Below are 20,676 nucleotides of genomic sequence, written 5' to 3' on the forward strand. Positions count from 1 at the left end.
ATGCCCCGCGTTGAACGGAGACGTTCAGCGCAATTCGGTATCGGTCGTTAGCTCAGTTGGTAGAGCAGTTGGCTTTTAACCAATTTGTCGAAGGTTCAAATCCTTCACGACCGACCACTTTCTTAAGGTGATTTAGTTATAAGTAATGAAAGCCAAGGCTTTTAACACTTATACCTAAATTAAAGTCAAAGGTTTAAACCGTTACGACTGAAAACTTATTAAAGTGGAGTGTATAAAGAATTAAAGCTAAGGCTTTTAACTTTTATATCAAAGTTAAGGTTGAAGATTAAGGTCTTCAAATTATTACACTTTCAGATTAATCCTTGCGTTAATTGTCAGCGTAATATACCGGACAATATGAAATCTATCATCGGTCGTTAGCTCAGTTGGTAGAGCAGTTGGCTTTTAACCAATTTGTCGAAGGTTCAAATCCTTCACGACCGACCACTCTTTTAGATTAATCTTTGCATTAATTTTACGAGTGACATTTCAAAATATAAATATCTATCATCGGTCGTTAGCTCAGTTGGTAGAGCAGTTGGCTTTTAACCAATTTGTCGAAGGTTCAAATCCTTCACGACCGACCACTCTTTTTTGAGTGAAATAGTTTGAGTAAAGTAAAGCCAAGGCTTTTAACGCTATTATTCAAATTAAAGGTCGAAGGACAAACCTCTCGATCGAACACTCTTTTAGATTAATTTGTGTATTAGTTCAAAGAGTGACATTTCAGAATATAAATATCTATCATCGGTCGTTAGCTCAGTTGGTAGAGCAGTTGGCTTTTAACCAATTTGTCGAAGGTTCAAATCCTTCACGACCGACCACCTTCTTGAAATAATTTATTTTAAAATAGTAAAAGCCAAGGCTTTTAACACTTATACCTAATTTACGGTCGAGGGTTCAAAGCTTTCACGACCGACCACTTATTCAAGTGAGCATAAGCGTAAGCAGTGAAAGCCAAGGCTTTTAACGCTTGGTCCTAATCTAAGTTAAATTTCCAGATTATTGCTGTCTAGCTGCTTTTTTACATTGTTTAACTCTCCTAAAAATACAAAAATCTAAGCTAAGTTTTACGCTTAAATAGCTTAGATCGAATTTTGATGCTAACTCAATCATAGTAAACCACCATGTCTATTTGGGTCGCTATAGCCTGCCGTTATCCTAAATTCTCTATCCGTATATACACTTTCGTCGCTATCTCGCGTATAATTCCGCGGTTTCATTTTTATTACCAAGAGAGTTGATATGGCACAAAGCAACCTTGCAGTCGACATAGATTTTCAGTTTCCTGCAAAGCCAAAACCGTTAACTAGCGATCAAAGAGCACAATACAAAGAAAGTATTAAACGCTTGTTAAAAGAAAAAAATGCGGTTTTAGTTGCCCATTACTACACAGACCCTGAAATTCAAGCGTTGGCGGAAGAAACTGGTGGCTGTGTTGCTGACTCTCTTGAAATGGCTCGTTTTGGTAATCAGCACTCTGCTGATATGTTAATTGTTGCCGGTGTCCGTTTTATGGGGGAGACAGCAAAAGTATTAACACCGGAGAAAACTGTAGTGATGCCGACGCTAGAAGCCACCTGTTCGCTCGACTTAGGCTGTCCAATCGAGCAGTTTAATGCTTTTTGTGATCAACACCCTGATCGCACAGTTGTGGTATATGCCAATACCTCAACAGCCGTCAAGGCTCGTGCTGACTGGATTGTTACCTCGTCTTGTGCGCTAGAAATCATTGAACACCTTGACGACAATGGCGAAAAAATTATCTGGGGCCCAGACCGCCATTTAGGCAACTACATCCAAAAGCAAACGGGTGCTGATATGCTGATGTGGCAGGGCGCTTGTATCGTTCACGACGAGTTTAAAACGAAAGCGTTACACGATATGAAACATTTACATCCAGACGCTGCCGTGCTTGTTCACCCTGAGTCACCAGCAGAAATTATTGACCTGGCCGATGCGGTTGGCTCAACAAGCCAGCTAATTAAAGCGGCGCAAGAATTGCCAAACAAAAAATTTATCGTTGCAACAGACCGCGGTATTTTCTACAAAATGCAGCAACTTTGCCCTGAAAAAGAATTTTTTGAAGCGCCAACTGCAGGCGATGGTGCAACCTGTCGTAGCTGTGCTCACTGTCCTTGGATGGCGATGAATGGCTTGGCTGAAATTGAACAGGCACTAATTAACCCAGAAGGTAAAGAAGTGTTTGTCGATATGTCATTACGTGACGGCGCGTTAAAGTCGCTTAATCGCATGCTTGATTTCTCCGCTGCGAATAAATAGTAAGCAACAATAAAGAATATCTTGTTATTCAGTAAAATAGCCTTGCACTAGCAAGGCTTTTTTTCTAACATAGCGCAGCTTTTAACGCCCGTTAAAAGCCATAGTGGTGAAGTGTCCGAGTGGCCGAAGGAGCACGCCTGGAAAGTGTGTATACCGCAAGGTATCGAGGGTTCGAATCCCTCCTTCACCGCCATTGTTTTCTTGTTTAACCGCCTTTTTCCAATAAAGCCTAATTCTTTTTTCTTTATCACGTTAAAATTTGCGCTTAATTATTGGTTATATACTTACAATCATCTTCTATACTTAAAAGCAATTTTTTTGATCTATTTTCGGGTATTTGCCGAGTAATTACTCTATAATTGTCTTTTTATCTATCTTGCTGTTTCTGCTGAGGATCTAATGTCGAAAACACCCCATGCTCTGGTTTTAAACTGTGGCAGTTCTTCTTTGAAGTTTGCCATTATTAACGGTCAATCTGGAGAAAGTATTTTTTCAGGTTTAGCTGAGTGCTTGGGGGAGCGCGATGCAAGGTTAAAATGGTTATTCAACAATGAAAAAACCAAACAAGACTTGCCTGAGGGCGCTTCGCATCAGCAAGCTATTGACAGCCTAGTTGCATTAATTCATCAATTTGAACTGACTGAGTTAATTACGGCCGTTGGTCACCGCGTCGTGCACGGTGGTGAAACTTTTACACAATCTAGTTTGATTGATAATGACGTTAAAGCAGCAATTAGCAAGGTTGCTAAGTTGGCACCGCTTCACAACCCAGCTAATTTGGTGGGCATAGAAGCAGCACAAAAAAGTTTTGCCGATTTACCGCAAGTTGCGGTGTTTGATACCGCTTTTCACCAATCTATGCCGGAGCATGCGTATTTGTACGCATTGCCTAAGAGTTTGTATCGCGACCACGGGGTTCGCCGTTATGGTTTTCACGGCACTAGCCATAGCTATGTCAGTGGTGAAGCCGCCAAAATGTTGCAAAAGCCACTGGACCAAACAAACGTGATTACAGCGCATTTGGGCAATGGTTGCTCAGTGGCGGCGATAAAGGCGGGTAAGAGCGTTGATACGTCGATGGGGTTAACACCACTCGCGGGTGTTGTTATGGGCACGCGTAGCGGTGATATTGATCCGGGTATTATTTATTACTTAACGGAAACGCTTGATTACTCGACTCAACAGCTCGACAACTTACTTAACAAAGAAAGTGGTTTGAAAGGTCTGTCTGAAATCAGCAACGACTGTCGCACACTTGAAGAAGCCATGTTCGATGGCAATCAGGCAGCCAAGTTAGCGCTTGATATTTTCTGCTATAAACTTGCCAAGCAAATTGCCGCTTATATGGTCGCCGTTGGCCGCCTAGATGCCTTGGTTTTTACCGGCGGTATTGGCGAGAATTCTGACTATATTCGCGAGCAGGTGATTAACCAGCTTGGCTTTTTAGGTTTAGAGTTGGATGACGCTGCTAACGTTGCCGCGCGTTTTGGTGCTGCCGGCAGCATTTGTCGTAATGACGGTATTCAAGCGTTGGTGATTCCAACTAATGAAGAATTTGTTATTGCCAGTGACGCATTGAGATTAGCGCAATTGAGCGAGGAGAAATAACATGGCGAAACCAATAATGTTAATTCCCGTTGGCAGTAGTGTTGGCTTAACCTCTGTTAGTTTAGGTTTGGTTCGTGCTATTGAACAACAAGCGATAGATGTTGGTTTTTACAAACCTATTTCTCAGCCTCGCGACAATGACATGGGGCCAGAAAAATCGACAGAAATTATTCGTAACACCAGTAACATCGAACCACCAAGACCACTGGATTTATCATTTGCCGAGCAAATGTTTTCAGACGGTCGCGCTGATGTCTTACTTGAAGAAATTGTCGGTCGTTTGCAGTCTTATGCTGGCGATGGTCAAATCGTTGTCGTTGAAGGTTTAGTACCAACCAGAGACAAGGGGTATATCAACCGCTTAAACCGTATGATTGCCGGCGCCATTGGTGCTGATGTTGTTTTTGTGACAACGCCAAGTACTTATTCAAATGAGCATTTGGAAGATTTGTTGGAAATTGCGATTAATCACTATGGCGGTATCAACAACGAAAAAGTGCTCGGTTGTATTTTTAACAAAGTAGCACCGCCAACAGACAAATACGGCCACATCGGCTTAGATGTTAAAGAATTACCAACTGAGCAGCACTTTTTACAAGAAGTGAAACGCATCAAATCACTACCGTTGTTCATCAAATCTCATTTTAACTTGTTGGGCATAGTGCCATGGCAGTTTGATATGGTGGCACCGCGAGTGAAAGATCTCGCCGAATTTATGAATGCTGAAGTTCTCAATGAAGGTGATTATGAACACAGGCGTTTGCGTTCAATCAATTTCTGTGCCCGCACAGTATCAAATATGTTGAGTCACTTTAACCCGAACACACTAATTGTGACACCGGGTGATCGCAGTGATGTCATTGTCGCGACCTGTTTATCTGTGATGAACGGTATTAAGATTGGCGCAATTTTATTAACGGGTGGTATTACCCCTGACGATAAAATTATGAAGTTATGTCAGCAAGCGTTAGGCACTGGCGTGCCTTTATTACTGACCGATGGCGATACCTGGCAAACATCAATTAAGCTTCAACACTTTAATTTTGAAGTACCAGTTGATGATGAGCAACGCATTGAAAAAGTGAAGAACCACACCGCTCAGCACATCGATAAAGAGTGGATTACTTCATTTGCAGAGGCCGAGTCACAACATCGCAAATTGTCACCACCTGCATTTAGGTACTTATTGACTGAGCGCGCCCGCAAAGCCAATAAAACTATCGTATTACCGGAAGGTAACGAACCAAGAACGATAAAAGCAGCGGCAATTTGTGGTGAACGAAAAATTGCTCGCACTGTGTTGTTGGGCGACAAACAAGAAATACTGCGTATTGCCGAGCACCAAGGTGTTGAACTCAACGATTATGTTCGCATTGTTGAACCGGAGTCGATAATCGACCAATACGTCGCGCCAATGGTAGAGCTTCGCAAGCACAAGGGCTTAACCGATGTTGTTGCCGAAGAGCAATTACAAGATACTGTCGTTCTTGGCACTATGATGTTAGCCGAAAACGAGGTTGATGGTTTGGTTTCTGGCGCAGTAAACACAACCGCCAATACTATTCGTCCACCACTGCAGTTGATTAAAACCGCGCCAGATTGCAGTTTAGTTTCTTCAGTCTTCTTCATGTTGTTACCTGAGCAAGTATTGGTTTATGGTGACTGTGCGATTAACCCAGACCCAACCGCTGAGCAATTGGCTGACATTGCGATTCAATCAGCTGAATCGGCTATTTCTTTTGGTATCGAACCGAAAGTTGCAATGATTAGCTACAGCACAGGGACATCAGGTCAGGGTGACGATGTTGAAAAAGTGAGAAAAGCGACCGAGATTGCCAAAGAAAAGCGTCCGGACTTACTTATTGATGGCCCTCTGCAATACGATGCTGCCGTTATGGCTAATGTCGCTCGTAAAAAGGCGCCAAACAGCCCAGTAGCAGGGCAGGCAACAGTATTTATTTTCCCTGACTTGAATACGGGCAATACAACCTATAAAGCGGTTCAACGTAGCGCCGATTTGGTCAGTATTGGTCCTATGCTGCAAGGTATGGGCAAGCCAGTAAACGACTTATCTCGCGGTGCTTTAGTTGAAGATATCGTTTACACCATAGCACTTACCGCGATTCAAGCCGCGCAACACTAACTATTTATTATCAATATAGACGTAAGTGATAAACAACCAATACTGGGTTGTTTATCACTTTGCTTTTAGTTGCTCAATGACGCAAACTTTTATTCCCTTCTGGTAAGTTAGACAAATATCCAAGTTTCATTCATGATGAACATCACGTTCATTAACCTATTATTAACTTTATGGATAATCTCGGCTTTGCCTTGGTCAATACAAATGCGGATGATAGCACACAGGATAAAATCCCGTCTTCACAACGAATTGCCTTAGTTAAGAAAGACATTCCAACGTTAGCGCCTGGGCAAGTATTAATTAAAATGCTAGCGGCACCAGTTAATCCATCGGATCTTGTTTATTTGATGGGCAAATACGGATTACCACCAAAAGCTAATGCCTATGCAGGTTTTGAAGGCTGTGGCATTGTTGTTAAAGCCAATGCGGGGCTGTATGGCAAGTGGTTAGTTGGTAAACGAGTGGCTGTTTCTGCTGATCAACAATGTGATGGTGTTTGGGCTAAATATGCAGTCACTAAAGCGAGCTTTTGTTTGCCACTTCGCGATGACGTTCCCGATAGCCAAGCGGCAACCATTATTGTTAATCCCTGCACATCAGTATGTCTAGTTGAGCGAGCAATAGAGCTTGGCAGTAAAGCTATAGTGGTAAATGCTGCCGCCAGCCAAGTGGGTAAAGGAGTGATTCGCTACGCTAAGCTCAAAGGTATAAAAACCATCGCAACGGTTAGATCATCAAGCAACATTGCACCGCTAAAAGCACTAGGAGCCGATAGAGTATTATTGACCAGTGCCGATGATTACAAAGAAGTGCTGAAGGCAAGCTGTCGAGAGTTTCACGCAAAAGTGTTGCTCGATGCCGTCGCTGTTGATGATACGCCAACCGTACTATCGGCAATGCCGACGGGTTCAACGGCAATTGTTTACGGCCGATTAACCGAAACACATGATCCATTAGGCGGTTTGTTCAGTATTGCAGATGTTATCTTTAGAGATATTCGCATTGAAGGTTTTTGGCTCTTAACCTATATGAAACGCGCCAAACCATGGCAAGTGATTAGTTTAAGCCGAAAGGTGCAAAAGCTGTTTGCTCAAGGCATTTTTGAGACCGATATTTACGCAGAAGTAAATTTTGACGATTTTGGTCCCGCCCTCGATCATTACGCAGATAACAAAAGTGATGGCAAAGTTATTTTAAAACCTAATGTTTAGGCAAAAAGGTTATTTGAATGCAGAACGAACTCGATATAAAACTGGCGTTAAATGCCTTTAACATTATCACCAAATACGGCGACAAACGGGACGTCAATTATCACTACCAAGGCTTACAAGCTTGGTCAGACTTTGATGGCTATACACTTCAAATAGCCAACAACAAAGTGACATTAACCATTTATTTTCACAACAAATATCACTTTGACTACGACAGTGATGAAGAGCTCGATAAGTTTATGAAGAAATTAATCCGGTTGAAATAAATCAATTTTAGCAAGGTGCTAAAATTGATATTTCACTTCTGCAATTACCTGTTTATCGTCGTTGTAATTATTCCAAGTTTTTTGGTATTTAACGATAAAGGATATATCGTCTTCAAAGTACAGTGATTGATTTAACGAAAACTGTTTCTGGACAAATTGAGACCTGCGTTGGTTGTCCAGTAACTTAAATGACAATTGGGTTTTCATATCAAATATTTCGTATATGTAAGCGCCAACCTCTGGAAAGCTGTATAAGTAAGGTTTATCGCGAACGCCAACCCCTAAATTAAGCATGGCAAACACATTCAGATCTTTTGACAAGGCATAAGTATACCCCAAGCCTCCAGATATATTTGCCGCTAAGCTAGTATCTAAGGTTTGATCGTGATGTTGCTCAAAGCCAAATTTCAAATTTCCTGAAACGCCGCGAGTAAATTTGTCCCAAGGGACAAGAGATCTCACCGAATATAGAAGCCACTCGTCAAGCTTGACGTTATTGTCGTCTGCAGAAACAAGTAAGGATATAGAAGAAAGTGACAATTCGTTCTCACTAAAAAATTGTCGGTTGTCGTCTTCAATTTTATGAGATGCCGGCAAGTAACTTAGTTTTAACCAGTTTTTGTTTTGTCGGCGCACATAACCAGCTGAAAGTTGACTATCAGGAGGCGTTAGCAATGGCGTTCTGTAATCTGTAAGATCAATAACATAGTCTTTAGATAATTGACTTTTTTTACGAGTTATTTCTTGTTTTTTTTCATGCCATTGCTGTTGTGATATTTCTCGTTTTTGATAGTTTAAGTCATTTACTGACTTGGCAAGGTTCCACATGAGAAATTGTGTTTTCTCGTCGTATTTGGAAAAATTATCATGAGATGTTGTGTCAATAAATTCGTTAACAACTGCTTGTTGTGGGCTACTTAATGCTTCCTGTAGCATTTTTGATTGCCACTTATTTGAGGGAATAACACGCGTTTTGTTTATCATGCCGGCAGCAGCAACGTTTTTTACTACATCGACAGGAGTTAACCAGTGTTGCGATTCATTTTCTAATGCTGGACTGGCTATCGCGAGGATTTGTTGTGTTACAGTCGCGCAATTGTAAGTGTGGAAAAAGTAGTCGAGTTTAGCTGTTTTTAACTCCCATAGGTGGGCTTGTATTAGCTTTGTTTGAGCGGTTGTTAATTCAAGTTGATATTCCCAAATACTTCGTTGTTCCTCATTGAGGTAATAATCAACTTTAGGCTGATATGGCGATACTTGAAAATAGCCTTCCTTTCCCGTAACTAAGCTGTCCCAAATAATTTTGGGAACATTAATACTGTTGAGTTCAGTGAAAAATGAAATGGCATGACTAACGTTGACGTTATTTTTTCGTGCACCAGACATTTTGAGCATGATGTGTCCCATCATACTACTTGGTTGGGTCAAGTTTTCAGAGGTATAGACGAGATCTATGTTATCAATGGGAACTTGTTCTAGAAATTCTTGATAATCGGGACAATTACCTGTCCTAAAGCTGCTGCTTGGCAAAGACAAACTGTTTAGGATAAACATTCGTCTTGCAGGAAAGTTGCAACTTTCAAATTTTGTTAGGTAATTTATTGTTTCGACAAGCTCTTGCTTTAGCGAAAAGTTTTTGTGAGATAACAAGAACTTTTGGTCGTGAATACTAGGCTCATTTTTTTGGGTGTGCAACAAAGCTCGCCAAGTTTTCGATTGATGTAAGTTTTTTTCTATAGCAAGTGCCGATATTTCTTCGGCGGAATAGGCAAATAGTGATTGGCTAAAAAATAAAAAGGAAGCATAAATGCTTCCTGTTAGTGATTTACGCATTGCAATTATTACTGCTTACAAGTAATAGTCACTGAGTCTTGGTATTTCCACATTTTGTCAGAAGCGTAGTCAGTCGTTGAACCAAACGCACCGCCACTTAAAATGTTAACAAAGAAAGTAGGTTCAACTTCTTTGTTTAAGTTAGTTTGTTTAGTACAGCCTTCAGCATCTGTAACTAGAACTTTGTCATTTTTCTCTTTCTTGACACTAACGATACCAGGCGCTTGGAATGATTTCCCATCTACTTGTACGGTAACTTCTTGGCCTGTGCTAGTAGAAACATTAATTTTATGTTCATCTTCAGTCAGAATTGTTGCACAACCTGAAGCTAAAAGAGACGTTGCCATTGCAATACTAGTAATAACTGCTTTTTTCATTATTTTTCCTATATTTAATCCCAAGTATTGGGTTTCCTGTTTTATTCCGCTCAAGATTATACAAAAAATTTACAATTAAAAACAAATTATTCAAAAAAATTGGTAATTACGTCGTCTAATCTAAAAAAACTATAGAATTAATCAATTTATATATCTTTATCTGTGAAGTCTTATTGATATACTTATTTGAGATTGAGACAACACCTATATATTTATCCAAAAGGAACAGCCATGTTAGTGTCAAAAGAGCAACAATCAGTACCACAAGTTAGTTTTCCAACTCGCGTTAATGACGATTGGAAAACAGTGACTTCTGAGCAATTATTTGCTGGTAAAAAAGTCATTTTATTTGCATTACCTGGCGCGTTCACGCCAACTTGTTCATCAACTCATTTGCCGCGCTACAATGAATTGGCTGATGTGTTTAAAGCACAAGGCGTAGATGACATCATTTGTCTTTCAGTAAATGACACCTTTGTAATGAATGCTTGGGCTGCAGACCAAGACGCTGACAATATTACCTTTTTACCTGACGGTAACGGTGAGTTTAGCGAAAAAATGGGCATGTTAGTCGACAAAGAAAACTTGGGCTTTGGCAAACGCAGCTGGCGCTACTCAATGCTGGTTAATGATGGCGTGATTGAAAAAATGTTTATCGAACCAGAAGTTGAAGGCGACCCGTTTGAAGTTTCTGACGCTGATACTATGCTTGCTTACCTTGCCCCAGACGCCGTGCAAAAAGAACAAGTCAGTTTGATTACTAAACCAAACTGCCCATTCTGTACAAAAGCAAAAGCACTATTGACAGAAAAAGGCTTTAAGTACGAAGAATTAACTTTGGGCGAAGAAGTTTCTATCTCGAGCTTACGCGCGCTTTCAGGCCGCGATACTGTGCCACAAGTGTTTATCGATGGTAAACACATCGGCGGTAGCGACGATTTAGCTGCGCACTTCGCTTAATATTGTCATTTAGTCACTGACACTGAATGACCATCCAACAGTAAAAATAAGGCCGCTAGTTTGTTAAACTAGCGGCCTTATTTTTTAGTAATACCATTTGAATTAACTAGGCGAGCAATTATAGCGCAGGCAAAATTGTTCAGTAACAAGGCATTATTTTTCGTAACTAGTTGTTCTAATTTCAAAAATAATAACGCAGTTAATGACGATTATAACCAGCTAGAACGAACACATATTTATTGAAATTGGTATAATTTCATTGGCTGGTTGGCGCGCTGTGTAAGGCGACTCGATTACCCTCTGAATCTAATATCACGGCTCTCAAACCGTGGTTTCCCATATTTAGCTTAGGCTCTAATAATTGCCCGCCTTGATTTTCAGCGACGGCTATCGCTTGATCGATTCGACCACTGACGTTTAAATATACCAAAGGCCCTTTGGTCGATATATCGTCTGCCTGTGCCGGAATAATACAACCCGATATATTAGTATCGGCATGAGGGAGTAGGCCAAAACTACAGTCATTGAAGGACTCTTTTTTTACCGTTGTGCCAAGTAATGCACTGTAAAATGCGATAGCGCGATCTAGGTCAGTCGCTGGAATGTCCACCCAAACAATTTGATTTGTCATTTTTACGCCTCCGAATCAATACTTATAACCATAGCTAAACGGATAATTTGTACAAGTAAATCTGCGCGGGTTTTATTTTTCCGATACAATTTAATTAATTTCTTAACCAGAATTCAGGTTAAATATACTTATCAATGAAAGTCTTACACACGTCCGATTGGCATTTAGGGCAGAATTTTTACGGCAAGAGTCGCGCCGTTGAGCACCAAAATTTTCTAAATTGGTTATTGAGCCAAGTTGACACCCGACAAATTGATTTAGTGATTGTCGCAGGCGATATTTTTGATACCGGAACACCGCCAAGCTATGCCCGCGAAATGTATTTTAACTTTGTTGTTGAGCTACATAAGCACGGTTGCCAGCTGCTGATCATTGCCGGTAATCACGATTCTGTCGCGGTGTTGTCAGAAGCTAAACAAGTGCTTAAACCACTGGGCTGTCATGTAGTCAGTCAAGCCAATCAAGCCGACGACGATATGGTGTTTGCCGTCAACAATCGAGATGGAGAGCCCGCTGCCGTTATTTGTGCGCTGCCCTATATTCGCCCGAGAGATGTGCTAATTAGCAAGGCAGGGCAATCGTCACAAGAAAAACAGCAGGATTTACAACAAGCGATAACGGCTCGTTACTCAGGTTTATATGAACGGGCACAACAATTGGCGGATGAACTCGCCACTGATAAGCAAGCGCTGCCGATAATTGGCACTGGACATTTAACCGTGGTTGGCGCTAAAACCACTGAATCAGTGCGCGATCTTTATATTGGCACTTTAGATGCTTATCCCGCTAAACTGATGCCGGCGTTCGATTATCTCGCTTTAGGTCATATCCACCAACCGCAAAAAATAGCTAAAACAGAGCATATTCGTTATTGCGGCTCGCCAATTGCCTTGAGTTTCGACGAAGCCAAGCAAACCAAAACCGTATTGCTTGCGAACTTTGAACAGGGGCGTTTAACGCAGGTAGAGAGCATCTCAATTCCGGTTTATCAGCCCCTTGCCATGGTCAAAACCGATTTAGCCAATTTAGTTGCTGATGTTGCTGCCGAGCTTGAACAGCAATCACAAGCTGTCAGCCTTGAGCGCGCCGACAGCCTTGAGCAAAAAAATAGCCCTGAGCACGCTAACAGCCCTGAGCAAGTAAACAGCCTTGAGCGACCTAAGAGTTCCGAGCAAGCGACAACCACTTGGCTCGATATAGAGTTGAGTGCCAGTGATTATTTAAGTGATTTACAAAGCCGATTAAATCAACTTTTGGCTGATTTTTCGGTTGAAATTTTGCTGGTTCGTCGCAGCAAACAAGCGCGTAAGGCAATGACTCAAACGTCGAGTAAGTTAGTGTTGTCGGAGCTCAGCCTTGAAGAAGTGTTTAGCAGTAAACTCGATGAACTAGAGCTTGAAACTGAGCCGTCATCAGAATTGTCTTCAGAGCAAAACACTAGCAAACGCGCCCTGTTGTCTGACGCTTTTAATCAAGTTGTTGCGCAAGTTCGCGAGCAAAATAATGTCGCCGTCATGGCTGAGGAGCTATCAGCTCAAATTCGACAAACTGAAAGGCAAGGCAGTGTTGTTCAAACTAACGGGCAGGAGTCAAAATCATGAAAATTTTGAGCCTGCGTTTTGAAAACATTAATTCACTGCAAGGGGCTTGGCGGCTCGATTTTACTGCTGTGCCATTCGATGACAACGCCCTTTTTGCCATCACAGGGCCTACTGGCGCCGGTAAAACCACGATTTTAGACGCGATTTGTTTGGCACTTTATCACCAAACACCGAGGCTCACGGTATCTGACAAACAAAATCAGTTGATGACTCGCGGTACCAGCAGCTGTTTAGCTGAGGTGGAATTTGAGGTTAAAGGACAAGGTTATCGCGCCTTTTGGAGTCAGCGCCGAGCGAAAAACAGCGTTGATGGTAATCTGCAAACACCGAAAGCGGAGCTTGCCAAACTAGATGGCACTATCATCGCTGAAAAACTACAAGCGGTGCGCAGCCAAATAGCCTCAATTACTGGACTAGATTTTGGCCGATTCACTAAATCTATGATGCTCTCGCAAGGTCAGTTTGCAGCGTTTTTAAATGCAAGCGCGAATGATCGCGCTGAGCTTTTAGAAGAACTGACTGGCAGCGAAATTTATGGCGTAGTTTCACAACAAGTTTTTCAAAACTACAAAGCGGAGCAGCAACAGCTCTCTTTGTTAGAGGCCAAACAATCGGCGGTGCAGTTGTTAAGCACCGAGCAGCTTGCTGAATTAACAGCAGAAATTACAAGACAACAGGACGAAGATAAAAGGCTCTCAGTTCAGCTACGCTCACTGCAAGCATTAACCAGTTGGCGCACGCGTCAGCTGGAACTTACTCAGCAATTAGAAAACGCTAAACAGCAACAACAAACAGCATTGGCTGAGCGAGAGCGCCAGCAAGATGAGCTTGCCAAGCTCGAAAAAGCCAAACCAGCCGAGCAGCTCAGAGCGATTTTCCAACCGCTACAAACGTTAACTGAGCAGCAACAAGCCTTCGATCAAGCGGTTGAACACGGCCATCAACAATTAGCTGAGCTCAAAAAAGACAAAGCGCGAGCACAGCAAGTGTTTACCGAGCAGCAAGCTAGCCATCAAGCACTCGTTAACGAGCAGCAAACGAGTGAACAATTAATTAATGAGCAAGTCGTCCCGCTCGATAATCAGCTCGAACAACTCAGTGAGCAAGGTCAGCAGATTAGTCAGCATTGCCAGCAGCTTGAGCAGCAAGTAAGTCAAGTGCAAGACGCTCAGCAACAGCTTGAGCAGCAAATGAACCAGCAAAAGTCAGCGCAAACATCATTGCAAAACGAGCTTGAGCAACACAAAAGTGCGCACAGCTCAGCGGCACAATTGCCGCTTTGGCAAAACCTTGCTCAGCAGTTTTCTGAACAAATGAGTTATCACCAATCTCAACAAGATACGCTCAGTGATATTACTGAACAAATCGCTGGTCATCAAAAACGGGTCAGTGATAGTCAAGCAAGGCTAACGAATGCGCAAGCGACCATTAACGAAATAAAGCAAGAAATAGTCACCGCAGAGCAAAGTGCCAAGGCTAGTTTGGCACAGTTTGGCTTTGCTAGCAGATCTTCACTGCTGGTTTGTGGCGAACTTTTACAGCAAGCATTGCCGAGTGTTATTCAAGCTCATCAGCACGCCGTTGAGTTTGACCAGTTAAACCAAAGTAACAAGGGTTACAACCAACAATTAACCGAGTTTGCTGAGCAAAAAACTCAGGTGACGCAACAGCTCAGTGACAAGCGACGAGATTACAAAACTCAGCAGCAGCACGTTACTGATTTAGAGACCATAGTTAGTCACGAAAAAACCATTATGGCGTTAGCTGCTCATCGCGATAAATTGCAGCCAGAACAAGCGTGTCCGCTGTGCGGTAGCCAGCAACACCCGGCGATAGCAGAATACAAGTCGTTAGCGCAAACCGACAGTAATGCTGAAGTCAGGCTCAAACAGGCAAAACAAATGCTTAGCCAGCTAGAGCTAGAAGGTAAAGCACTTAGTCAGCAAGAGCTAGAAATTAATGCTCAACAGCAAAGTTTGTCGCAGCAGTATCAGCAAAATCAAACCAGAGCTTCTGAGCTAGAACAACACTGGCAGGATTCAAAGGCAAAAATTGAGCAATTGTTAATGCGCAATGATCTCAGTCAGCGAGGTGAACTTATCACTGAATCTGTCTCAGAGCCTGTGCCAGAAACTATATTAGCGCTATTAGCTCCCTTACTTAGCCACGATCTAGTCTTATCAATGACTGAGGTTTTCGAGCAAGTAAAAAATAGCACAGAGCAACAGTTATCTGTGATTAACATGGCGCAAAGAGCAGAGCAGCAAGCCCAGCAAAGCATACAAATACTGCAACAGACCGCAGCTGAGCACGAACAGGCGTTCAGCCAAGCGCAACAGGCTGATTTGCAGGCGCAGCAGCAACTGCAAAACTTACAGTTAGAACAAAACCAAATTGGCAAGTTAATGGTGCAAAGCCATTCCCAGTCACAAGATATTGTGGCCCAGTTACGTCAGTCACTAACCGAGAGCAATCAGGTGAGTATCGACCAGTTTATGACGGAAACTGCTAGCAACGAGTTTAATGTTAATGGGGATAATGTTAGCCAGTTTAGTCTTGGTCAGTTTAATTATAGTCAATTCAAAGAATGGCTCGAACAAATGAGCCAATCGGCGCAGCAATACAGTCTTAAACAGTTAGAGCTTGAACAAAATAATCAGGCACTTAATCAAACGCTACAAGAGCAAGCGGTTGTTGAACAAAAACTCAAACAATTATCTGAACAATTGGGTCAACAAAAAGCCGAGTTAGAGACAGCGCAAGCACAATATCAAACCTTGCTGAAAACACGACAACAGTTATTTGCCGACAAACAAGTGGCAGCAGAGCGCGAACGCTTTAAACAATTGATCACTGAGAGTCAGCGCCAACTTGACCATCGGCAACAACAGCTACAAGCGGCGCAGCAAATTGAAGAGCAAAGCCAAGGGCAACTCAGCGCTAACCAAATGCAACGAGAAAAGCTGGCCAAGCAAGTTGAGCAAGCAACAGCGCAGTGGCAACAAGCATTAGCAGAAAGTGTATTTACTACTACTGAAGAGTTTCAGCGCGCGTTGTTACCCACCGACCAGCAGCAGCGCTTAGAACAACTGGCGAAAACAATCGAGCAGGAAATTGAACAGGCTGAGATGTTAGTTAAGCAAGTTAGCGAGCAACAAAGCCAGCACCAAGGCAAATTAGAAAAAAACGCCGAACATCAGGCGTTGAGCAATGACGCTTTGGCTGCAGAGCTCAGTAATTCCGAACAGGCGTTAAAACAATTGCAACAGCAACAAGGGCAACTGCAGCAGCAGCTTGAGCAAGACAAACAAGCGCGCACTCAACAAAAAACTTTGCTGAGCGAAATCGAACAAAAACGCGAAGCCTTAGTGAGTCTTGCTGAGCTTAATCACTTAATCGGTTCTGCCGATGGCGCCAAATTTAGACGTTTTGCTCAAAGCCTTACGCTTGGTCACTTAGTAGCGCTAGCCAACCAACAACTTGAGCGTTTGCACGGTCGATACTTGTTGGCGAGAGACAGCAGCGAGAGTTTATCCTTGGTGGTGATAGATACGTGGCAAGCAGATAACCAACGCGATGTAAAAACCTTGTCAGGTGGTGAAAGCTTTTTGGTCAGTTTAGCACTAGCGCTGGCGTTATCAGATTTAGTCAGTAATAAAACCAGTATCGACAGCTTATTTCTCGATGAGGGCTTTGGCACATTGGATAACGATACGTTAGAAGTGGCGCTTGATGCCTTAGATAACCTTAACGCCAGCGGCAAAATGATCGGGGTGATCAGCCATATTGATTCACTCAAAGAGCGCATTGCAGTGCAAGTTAAAGTGCACAAAAATGCTGGTTTAGGTATTAGCAGATTAGATAAGTGCTTTGAATTTACTCGCTAATTGAGAAAGTTTTGTTGTATTATTTTGTTTTATTCTATTTATCCGTTCCACTTCAAACTGTTAAAAGGAAAGCCAATGTTAGCCATTAAAATTTTTCAAATTGATGCTTTTGCTAGTGAAACCTTTAGGGGCAATCCCGCTGCCGTTTGCTTATTACCCCATTGGCTTGATGATAAAACGCTGCAGCTAATCGCAGCCGAAAATAATTTATCGGAAACTGCTTTTGTGGTGCCAACAGAAGCTGCAGGTACTGAAGAAGCACCGTTAACTCTGCGTTGGTTCACGCCTAAGTACGAAGTACCACTTTGTGGTCACGCAACATTGGCAACGGCGTTTGTCTTATTTAATGAGTTAGCAGGTGAATTGGCTGAGCATTTTGCCAACGTTCAAGAAATTGCCTTTAGCTCAAAATCTGGCTTGTTGAAAGTCGCCAAGCGCGAGCAACTGCTAGAGTTGAACTTTCCTCGCATTGAATATCGCGCATTAGAGCAAGACCAATGGCCACAACTATTGATCGATGGCTTGGGGATTATGCCGCTTGAGATCTACCAAGGGGTGAGTGCTGATAAGTATTTGGTCGTTTTTCAAGATCACGATCAAGTCGTGTCATTATCGCCTGATATGGCCAAATTGACTCAGTTACATCCATACGGTGTCATCACAACGGCCCCAGCACTTGAATACGACTGTGTGTCGCGCTTCTTTTTGCCAAGCTTTGACGTACCAGAAGATCCAGTCACTGGTTCTGCCCATTGTTTTATCGCGCCATACTGGGGTGAGCGCATAGAAAAATCACAAATTTTAGCGCGCCAAGTCTCTGCTCGCAGCGGTGAATTACACTGCCAGCTAGTGGCAGACCGCGTATTAATTGCCGGCCAAGCCGTTAAATATCTCGCAGGTGAAATCTATATTCCAAGCCAAGGCTAATTTTACCCTGTAGATAACACGCGAAACGACAAAAAGCCCTTTTTTCAAAGGGCTTTTTAAATAAAAGTAATCACTTAAGTGACTAAACGTTATTAAGGAAGGACCTTGACCTGGATCTATTTCACTTTGCTCGCTGCGTTTATGCAGGCCGTGCGAACCGCTGGGCAAAAACAGCTCTCTGGCAAACTCAGTGCAATGGCAACCACTGGCGTGCGCTATTTATATGCTTTACCGTTTGCATGGCTTTACTTGATGTTTATTCACCAACACCAAGGGATTGAGCTGCCGGTACTTAATTCATCGTTTTTGACCTATGCATTAATTGCTTGTGTGATGCAAATCATTGGCACGGTTTGTTTAGTGGCAGCGTTTAGTTATCGCAATTTTGCCGTCGCCACCAGCTTAGCAAAAACAGAAGCTATTCAGGTAGCAATTGTCGGTGCCCTTGTTTTTGCTACACCTTTGAGCTTCTACGGTTGGTTTTCTGTGATTATTGGGGTCGTTGGTGTGTTATTGCTGTCAAAAGTGAAATTCAAACTTGCCGATATCATTGCTAATCCGGGTGCTGGCTTTGGTTTAGCTTCCGGTTTAGGGCTAGCCATTACCACCTTACTGATTCGCGAGTCGAGCTTAGCGTTAAATACCGATTTAGTGTTAAGCGCCGCGGTGACCTTAGTTTTTATGATAACAGTACAAAGTCTGTTATCAGTGCTTTACTTATGGTGGCGTGAACCCGCGCAATTACCATTGGTGGTAAAACATTGGCGTTTGTGTTTGTTCGTTGGTGTCACAAGCGTATTAGGGTCTATTGGTTGGTTTACTGGCGCCAGTTTTCAAAATGCTGCTTATGTCAAGGCACTTGGTCAAGTTGAGTTCTTTATCACCTTAATTTTAACCTATCGGGTGTTTAAAGAACGCATTAGTATTCAAGAGTACATTGGTATGGCGTTAGTACTGTTAAGCGTTTTAGTGCTGTTGCTTTGGGCGTAAACTCTCGAGCTTGGTTACCGCTCTTTTTAGTTCGATAAAATAAGGCTTTATGAGGCGGATTTTGGTAGACTTGCGCCGATTTTATTGAGAGAACCAAGTTATGAAAATTACTGATAATACTGTTGTTCAGTTTCACTACACTTTGACCAACCAAGCCGGTGAGCAAGTAGAAAGCTCGCGCGATGGCGATCCAGTTGCTTACCTACACGGTCACAAAAATATGATTGTTGGCGTAGAAAAAGCGCTTGCCGACAAAGAACAAGGCGATAGCTTTTCAGTTACTGTAACTCCTGAAGAAGGTTACGGTGAGCGTCAAGAAGATGCAGTTCAGCGCGTACCAACCAAGCACTTGCAAGGTGCAAAAGTTTGGAAGCCGGGTATGATTGCAACCGTTCACACTGAGCAAGGTCAACGTCAAGTCAGTGTTGTTAAAGTTGGCAAGTTTATGGTAACGGTTGACATCAACCACCCATTAGCAGGACAAACACTGACTTTTGATATTGATGTGGTTAATGTCCGCGAAGCGACCGAAGAAGAAGTGTCTCACGGCCACGCGCACGGTGTTGGCGGCCACCAGCACTAACGCACAAATTTAATATCGCGTTTATTTAAGCCCTGCAAATTAGCAGGGCTTTTTTGTTTGTTATTCATTGGTATTACAGTTTTGATAAGAAAAATAACAATTCTTATTTAACTTATACTTGAACAGCCAATGGCTAAACTGATAACTTCAGCATTTTATGGTGATGTGTTTTACCGATAACAGAGGAAGGCAATGGAATTTGATCACGCTTGGCGTCAGTGGTTAACAGAGAATTTAATACGCGGCTGTCAGCCAGAGCAGTTGGTACAAACACTACTGCAACACGGTTTCAGCTTGGCCAGTATTAAAGCTGAAATGAAAGGTAACTTTCCCAACATGCCTTTTGCTGTGCTCAACCATAGCAATAAAGGTATAGATAAGGCCGACCAAAACGTTGATTTTCAGCAGCTGGCTAACGTTGCCATTACGCAGAATGCAAATGCACAGCAATTGCAAACTCAAAATGCTCAGCTTTATATTTTGCCCGACTTTATGAGCGCTGAGGAATGCCAACAAACCATTGACTTAATGAATAAAAAGCTCAGACCATCAGAAGTGACAGTGTTTAATGGCGACAATGCTTTTCGCACGAGCACTACCTGTGATCTCGGTTTTCAAGACAGTGAGTTTATTGTTGAACTCGACAATAAAATTGCCGATACACTTGGCATACCAGTGAGCTACTCGGAAATTATTCAAGGCCAAAAGTATCAAATAGGTCAAGAGTTTAAGGCCCATACCGATTATTTTGAGCCCAATTCAGACGAATACAATAAATTTGCCAGTGAACTTGGTCAGCGCACTTGGACCTTTATGGTCTATTTAAACGATACCGAGCAGGGCGGCCAAACTCATTTTACTCGCTTAGGGGCTGAATTTTCGCCTAAACGCGGCACCGCTGTGATTTGGAACAACTTAAAAGCCAATGGCGAAGTTAACTTTCAAACCATTCACCACGCCAAGCCGGTTGAACAAGGTGAAAAATACGTGATTACCAAGTGGTTTAGAACTAAACAGAATCCACATTTATCTGGTTAGATAGCCGTGAAAACTCATTGATAATTTCGTGATCGAAGCTATGATGGGGCAAATAATTGAATCATAGTTCAAAGGAAAACAAATGGATATCAATGTTTCAATGGTGCCTTATCTCTTTATTTTTTTCGCAATTATTCCTGCATTACTTGCTGTGCGTTTGGCTAAAAAGCAGAAGCGGTCGGCGCTAACCAGTGGTGTGTTGTGTTTTGTTTTAGGCTTTACCGGCTTTGGTGGCTGGCTCTACTTGGCTATAATGAATTTACTAGCTCCAAAAGTTGACTTAAATAGTTAAATGCAAGCTGCCTAATACTCTCTAAGACTTATCTTAGAAATAACCA

The 20,676-nt window shown here is 42.4% G+C and carries 16 protein-coding genes and 5 tRNA genes; 18 read left to right on the forward strand and 3 right to left on the reverse strand.

Features of this window, described 5'->3' with window-relative positions:
* Positions 1-41 precede the first annotated feature (41 nt).
* The 10 genes from J7384_RS15560 to J7384_RS15605 all read left to right on the forward strand — a co-directional run bounded on the left by J7384_RS15560 (position 42) and on the right by J7384_RS15605 (position 7,511).
* Positions 42-117: transfer RNA gene (locus J7384_RS15560), tRNA-Lys, on the forward strand.
* Between the two features lie 254 nt (positions 118-371).
* Positions 372-447 (forward strand) — tRNA-Lys (locus J7384_RS15565).
* Positions 448-511: 64 nt separating this feature from the next.
* Positions 512-587 (forward strand) — tRNA-Lys (locus J7384_RS15570).
* Between the two features lie 161 nt (positions 588-748).
* Positions 749-824: transfer RNA gene (locus J7384_RS15575), tRNA-Lys, on the forward strand.
* Positions 825-1,245: 421 nt separating this feature from the next.
* Positions 1,246-2,283, forward strand: coding sequence for a quinolinate synthase NadA (gene nadA, locus J7384_RS15580; protein ID WP_209115458.1), 1,038 nt, complete (start codon positions 1,246-1,248; stop codon positions 2,281-2,283).
* A 105-nt stretch (positions 2,284-2,388) separates the two neighbouring features.
* Positions 2,389-2,476: transfer RNA gene (locus J7384_RS15585), tRNA-Ser, on the forward strand.
* Between the two features lie 206 nt (positions 2,477-2,682).
* Positions 2,683-3,891 (forward strand): acetate kinase, encoded by a 1,209-nt coding sequence (locus J7384_RS15590; protein WP_209115459.1) that lies wholly within the window; start codon positions 2,683-2,685, stop codon positions 3,889-3,891.
* A gap of 1 nt (position 3,892) precedes the next feature.
* Positions 3,893-6,034 carry a phosphate acetyltransferase gene (gene pta / locus J7384_RS15595; RefSeq protein ID WP_209115460.1) on the forward strand — a complete coding sequence of 714 codons (2,142 nt, stop codon included), beginning with the start codon at positions 3,893-3,895 and terminating at the stop codon, positions 6,032-6,034.
* A gap of 170 nt (positions 6,035-6,204) precedes the next feature.
* A complete protein-coding gene (locus J7384_RS15600; protein WP_209115461.1) occupies positions 6,205-7,245 on the forward strand; it encodes a zinc-binding dehydrogenase in 1,041 nt (346 codons plus the stop codon).
* Between the two features lie 17 nt (positions 7,246-7,262).
* Positions 7,263-7,511: a DUF3081 family protein gene (locus J7384_RS15605; protein WP_209115462.1), complete on the forward strand. Its 249-nt coding sequence runs from the start codon at positions 7,263-7,265 to the stop codon at positions 7,509-7,511.
* Positions 7,512-7,529: 18 nt separating this feature from the next.
* Here J7384_RS15605 and J7384_RS15610 read toward each other — a convergent pair whose 3' ends face one another.
* Both J7384_RS15610 and J7384_RS15615 read right to left on the reverse strand, forming a co-directional pair.
* Positions 7,530-9,344 (reverse strand): DUF4105 domain-containing protein, encoded by a 1,815-nt coding sequence (locus J7384_RS15610; protein ID WP_209115463.1) that lies wholly within the window; start codon positions 9,342-9,344, stop codon positions 7,530-7,532.
* A gap of 8 nt (positions 9,345-9,352) precedes the next feature.
* Positions 9,353-9,721, reverse strand: a complete 369-nt coding sequence (locus tag J7384_RS15615; RefSeq protein WP_209115464.1) for a hypothetical protein — start codon at positions 9,719-9,721, stop codon at positions 9,353-9,355.
* Between the two features lie 231 nt (positions 9,722-9,952).
* Between J7384_RS15615 and J7384_RS15620 the strand changes: the two genes are divergently transcribed.
* Positions 9,953-10,681 carry a glutathione peroxidase gene (locus J7384_RS15620; protein WP_209115465.1) on the forward strand — a complete coding sequence of 243 codons (729 nt, stop codon included), beginning with the start codon at positions 9,953-9,955 and terminating at the stop codon, positions 10,679-10,681.
* A 256-nt stretch (positions 10,682-10,937) separates the two neighbouring features.
* Here the strand turns inward: J7384_RS15620 and J7384_RS15625 are convergent, their stop codons facing one another.
* The gene (locus J7384_RS15625; protein ID WP_209115466.1) at positions 10,938-11,312 is read right to left on the reverse strand and encodes a VOC family protein; all 375 of its coding nucleotides are present in this window, start codon (positions 11,310-11,312) and stop codon (positions 10,938-10,940) included.
* Between the two features lie 134 nt (positions 11,313-11,446).
* Between J7384_RS15625 and sbcD the strand changes: the two genes are divergently transcribed.
* The 7 genes from sbcD to J7384_RS15660 all read left to right on the forward strand — a co-directional run bounded on the left by sbcD (position 11,447) and on the right by J7384_RS15660 (position 20,630).
* Positions 11,447-12,913 (forward strand): exonuclease subunit SbcD, encoded by a 1,467-nt coding sequence (gene sbcD / locus J7384_RS15630; RefSeq protein WP_209115467.1) that lies wholly within the window; start codon positions 11,447-11,449, stop codon positions 12,911-12,913.
* Entirely contained in the window at positions 12,910-16,800 is a 3,891-nt protein-coding gene (locus tag J7384_RS15635) for an AAA family ATPase (protein ID WP_209115468.1), read from the forward strand. Before sbcD ends, J7384_RS15635 begins: the two co-directional genes overlap by 4 nt.
* A gap of 75 nt (positions 16,801-16,875) precedes the next feature.
* Positions 16,876-17,727 carry a PhzF family phenazine biosynthesis protein gene (locus J7384_RS15640; protein ID WP_247741824.1) on the forward strand — a complete coding sequence of 284 codons (852 nt, stop codon included), beginning with the start codon at positions 16,876-16,878 and terminating at the stop codon, positions 17,725-17,727.
* Between the two features lie 105 nt (positions 17,728-17,832).
* Positions 17,833-18,717 carry a DMT family transporter gene (locus tag J7384_RS15645; protein WP_247741825.1) on the forward strand — a complete coding sequence of 295 codons (885 nt, stop codon included), beginning with the start codon at positions 17,833-17,835 and terminating at the stop codon, positions 18,715-18,717.
* Positions 18,718-18,817: 100 nt separating this feature from the next.
* Entirely contained in the window at positions 18,818-19,300 is a 483-nt protein-coding gene (locus tag J7384_RS15650; protein ID WP_209115469.1) for a peptidylprolyl isomerase, read from the forward strand.
* 192 nt (positions 19,301-19,492) lie between these two features.
* A complete protein-coding gene (locus J7384_RS15655) occupies positions 19,493-20,338 on the forward strand; it encodes a 2OG-Fe(II) oxygenase (RefSeq protein ID WP_209115470.1) in 846 nt (281 codons plus the stop codon).
* 82 nt (positions 20,339-20,420) lie between these two features.
* Complete coding sequence (locus J7384_RS15660; protein ID WP_209115471.1) at positions 20,421-20,630, forward strand: hypothetical protein; 210 nt, start codon at positions 20,421-20,423, stop codon at positions 20,628-20,630.
* Positions 20,631-20,676: the final 46 nt, after the last annotated feature.

The organism is Endozoicomonas sp. G2_1 (assembly GCF_017744155.1).
GTDB lineage: Bacteria > Pseudomonadota > Gammaproteobacteria > Enterobacterales > Alteromonadaceae > JAGHQT01.